This is a genomic window from Sporomusa sp. (assembly GCF_057736855.1).
In genome coordinates this window covers 1-3934 of the sequence record NZ_JBYKYF010000247.1, presented here as the reverse complement: position 1 = coordinate 3934, position 3934 = coordinate 1, and the positions used below count along the sequence as shown (strand labels likewise).

Annotated in this window: 5 protein-coding genes; 4 read left to right on the top strand and 1 reads right to left on the bottom strand. The window is 44.4% G+C overall.

Going from position 1 to position 3934, the window contains the following annotated elements; genetic code table 11:
* Both AC29Z1_RS13785 and AC29Z1_RS13780 read left to right on the top strand, forming a co-directional pair.
* Positions 1-375 (top strand): RNA polymerase sigma factor (locus tag AC29Z1_RS13785; protein WP_488272031.1); only part of this gene is annotated, 375 nt, incomplete at its 5' end.
* The gene (locus AC29Z1_RS13780) at positions 368-712 is read left to right on the top strand and encodes a hypothetical protein (RefSeq protein ID WP_488272030.1); all 345 of its coding nucleotides are present in this window, start codon (positions 368-370) and stop codon (positions 710-712) included. The genes AC29Z1_RS13785 and AC29Z1_RS13780, both read left to right, overlap by 8 nt.
* A gap of 139 nt (positions 713-851) precedes the next feature.
* Here the strand turns inward: AC29Z1_RS13780 and AC29Z1_RS13775 are convergent, their stop codons facing one another.
* A complete protein-coding gene (locus AC29Z1_RS13775) occupies positions 852-1643 on the bottom strand; it encodes a putative hydro-lyase (protein ID WP_488272029.1) in 792 nt (263 codons plus the stop codon).
* Positions 1644-1847: 204 nt separating this feature from the next.
* Between AC29Z1_RS13775 and AC29Z1_RS13770 the strand changes: the two genes are divergently transcribed.
* Together AC29Z1_RS13770 and pxpB are read left to right on the top strand one after the other, a co-directional pair.
* A complete protein-coding gene (locus AC29Z1_RS13770; protein WP_488272028.1) occupies positions 1848-3071 on the top strand; it encodes an NRAMP family divalent metal transporter in 1224 nt (407 codons plus the stop codon).
* A gap of 71 nt (positions 3072-3142) precedes the next feature.
* Complete coding sequence (gene pxpB, locus AC29Z1_RS13765) at positions 3143-3895, top strand: 5-oxoprolinase subunit PxpB (protein WP_488272027.1); 753 nt, start codon at positions 3143-3145, stop codon at positions 3893-3895.
* Positions 3896-3934 lie beyond the last annotated feature (39 nt).

Sequence of the window (3934 nt, the reverse complement as noted above, 5' to 3'; positions counted from 1 at the left end):
CATTATCATGCGGAAAAAGCTTCGCTGGCAGTTTGGATCTTTCGTATAGCCCGCAACACGGTGATTGATTATTATCGCCGTGGTTTGCGAGCATCCGCGCCCCTCGATGCCATTCGCGATCTCTCGGATTGGCAGCCAGGACTTGAGGATAGGGCGGCCTCCCAAGAGATGTTGGAACAATTGCGGGAAGCGTTGAATTCGTTATCGCAGCGGGAAAGAGAAATCATTGCACTGAAATTCTGGAGCGGTTTTTCCAATCGGGAGATTGCCGGATTTATCGGCATCAGCACAAGCAGTATAGGCGTTACCTTATTCCGGGCTATGCGGCGGCTACGAATGATTTTGGAAAACCGGGGATTGAGTATTAATGACTGAAAAGACAAAGGGTGCGTTATACCTGACTTATCTTGACCGTCTCCTGGCAGGGGAAACGAATATTAAGCCAATAGAGGATGAGGAGGTAGCTGGGCTTATTCGGTTGTCCCATACTGTAATTGCTGCTGATTTCAGCAGAAAAAGCGCAATTAGAGAAAGCCTCCGAAAACAACTCAGGTTATCGCCAGTCGATGAGAGCGTACAGGCTGTTGGCGTTACGCATGGCAACATAGAGGAAGAACTGACAGAAGCGGATTTGGATTTGGTGACTGCTGCAGGCCAAGGATCAGGAAGTATTCCTCTCAGTAGGGAATCAGAGCGGATGAAAAAAATCTGACTTTCGATAACTTAATACTTGTTGGCGAAGATGATGTCTGTATCTGACAAAAGTTAGCCGTGTTGAAGCTCTTATGTTTCAACACGGCTCATTTTAATTCAAGTATTTTTTTGCTAGGTTATAGGTTCGTGGAAGCAAATTAAAAAGCAGCAAGCGATTGATCCTTGATATCACAGATAAACATATGGCCAGGTGCATGGGTAATCATAAGTTCAGGCTTAACCGTCATGGCGACTGCTTGCGGAGTGCAACCACAGGCCCAAAATACTGGAACTTCTCCGGGTTTGATGGTTACTGCATCACCAAAATCGGGTTTATGAATATCTTTTATGCCAATATGAGCCGGATCACCGATATGAATAGGCGCACCATGCACTGCCGGAAACCGGGAAGTAATCTGAACGGCGCGGGGGACTTGTTCGTAAGGGATGGGACGCATACTGACAACGACGGGGCCATGAAACATACCGGCAGGTACGCACTCAATATTGGTGATATACATTGGAACATTGCACTGTTCTTCGATGTGACGGATGCTGATTCCGGCATCTATAAGAGCCGACTCAAAGGTAAAGCTGCAGCCGATCAAAAAGGCGACTAAATCATTGCGCCAGTATGTTTCCAGATTTGTCGGCTCATCGGTGAGGATACCGTTTGTGTAAATTCGATATTTAGGAAGATCATATCTAAGGTCGGCACCAGGGGCGACTAACTTAGGCTCAGGACAACCTACATCAGTAACATCCAATATTGGGCAAGGTTTAGGATTGCGCTGTGCAAACAGCAAAAAATCAAAAGCCATAGACTTTGGCAACATTACCAGATTGGCTTGGGTATAGCCTTTAGCTATACCGGCAGTTGGTTGAATTAACTGGTTATCGCGAAAGAGTGCTCTGGCATTATGTGGCAGCAATGCGGATACATTTTCCATGGGCAGTCCTCCTCAGCAATAAATTTGTTCTACTGTATAATTCATTGTAACATGTGCAATGAAAAAAAATACATAAAAATAGACATGTTGTTTCTGAGTGTACTGTTTATGTATACATATGTAAATGGGGAAATATTGAAGGAAAGTCGAATTGGTTGTAGAATGTGCTAATTGTGTAATTTATTAACAGCAAGGAGGATTTACATGGCAGAGCCGGTAATTACTAAACCAGGTGTTTCAACCAAAACCAATTGGTCAGTGCTGCTTGGGGCTGCATTTATTATGGCAACATCAGCGATTGGGCCCGGATTTCTTACTCAGACCACGGTATTTACAGAAAAATACCAGGCTAATTTTGCGTTTGCAATTTTAGCATCCGTGATTATTGATATTGGCGCACAATTAAATGTTTGGCGGGTCATTGCCATGAGCCGGATGCGCGGACAGGATGTAGCCAATAAGATTTTTCCAGGATTAGGTCATTTTGTTGCACTTTTAATTGTTATGGGTGGTTTAGCCTTCAATATTGGTAATATTGGTGGCTGTGGGATGGCTATGAATGTATTATTTGGTATAACTGAGCAGACAGGTGCAATTATTTCTTGTATTATTGCATTGGCTATTTTTGCCTCGAAAGAGGCTGGGGCTGCTATGGATATGGTGGCTAAGGTTCTTGGTGGTCTTATGATCGCGTTGACGACTTATGTTATGTTTGTTTCCCAGCCTCCAGTAGGGGAAGCTGTTGTTAAGTCGGTATTTCCTGATAACTATGGTATGCTGATGTTGCCTATGATTACTCTTGTCGGCGGCACGGTTGGCGGCTATATTACTTTTGCCGGTGGTCATCGGTTGCTGGATGCGGGTATTGTAGGCCATGAGAATTTGAGAGAGGTAAATAAAAGTGCCGTTACTGGTATTTTGGTAACTGGTATTATGAGAACTATCTTATTCTTAGCTGCCCTAGGGGTCGTTGCGGGTGGTGCCGTACTGGCCAAGAGTAATCCGCCTGCCTCGGTATTCCAACATGCGGCCGGACAAATGGGGTATAAATTTTTTGGTATTGTTTTATGGGCGGCAGCCATTACGTCGGTAGTGGGTTGTGCTTATACCAGTGTATCGTTTTTACGCTCCACTTTTAAAATGGTAGATAAGTATAACTCCTACTTCATCATGTTGTTTATCCTATTTTCAACCCTGGTTTTTGCTATTTTAGGACGACCGGTTACTATTTTGGTCATTGCCGGTTCACTCAATGGCCTGATTTTACCTGTAACGTTGGGGGTAATGCTGATTGCTGCCTATAAGAAAAACATTGTGGGTGAATATAAGCATCCGACATGGCTGCTGATATTTGGAATTTTGGCAGTGTTGGTTTCTGTCTATGCTGGTGCAACATCCTTACAAGGAATTGCAACTCTTTGGAAATAGCTTTCATTAACAGCTTGGGCAAATGCTGGTGAAGATCTAGCAGGGTTTTACTGATATACGAGGTGACGAATATGGATGATGTTAGAATTCTAACCGCCGGCGAACAAGGTTTGGTGGTAGAATTTGGCAACAAGATTGATGCCCAAATTAATAAGCAAGTTCACAGAGTAAAAAATATGTTACTACAGCAAAACCAAGGAGAAATCAAAGAAATAGTGCCTACCTATAGATCCTTGTTGGTTTATTTTGATCCCGTGCTGATAACGCGTAAGCAACTGGCAGACCGTGTTATCACGCTTCTTAGCGAGACAGCGGACTCTGATAGCGGTATCGCTACCGCCAAAGTAATACATATTCCAGTTTGTTATGGTGGAGAATTTGGGCCTGATCTTGCTTTTGTGGCGCAGTATCATGGCCTTACCGAAGATGAGGTTATCGAGATTCATACTTCCGTGCCATATCTTGTTTACATGCTGGGATTTACTCCTGGGTTCCCATATTTAGGCGGAATGTCAGAAAGGATTGCAACACCACGTTTACAAAAGCCGCGTACCTGTATTCCCGCTGGTTCAGTGGGCATAGCTGGCAGTCAGACCGGGTTTTATCCTATAGAAAGTCCGGGAGGGTGGCAGTTAATTGGCCGCACCCCGATCAAAGCCTTTGACCCTAAAGCCGATAATCCCTTCTTGTTTGCAGCCGGTGACTATTTGCAATTTCAACCGATTACGGTTAGTGAATATGAGGAAATTGCAGCTAAGGTGGCAGCAGGTCAGTATACGCCTGTTATCCGGGAGTTGGAGCTGAAAGGTGGTTTGAATCCATGATTACAACCATTCAACCCGGTCTGTTCACTACGGTGCAGG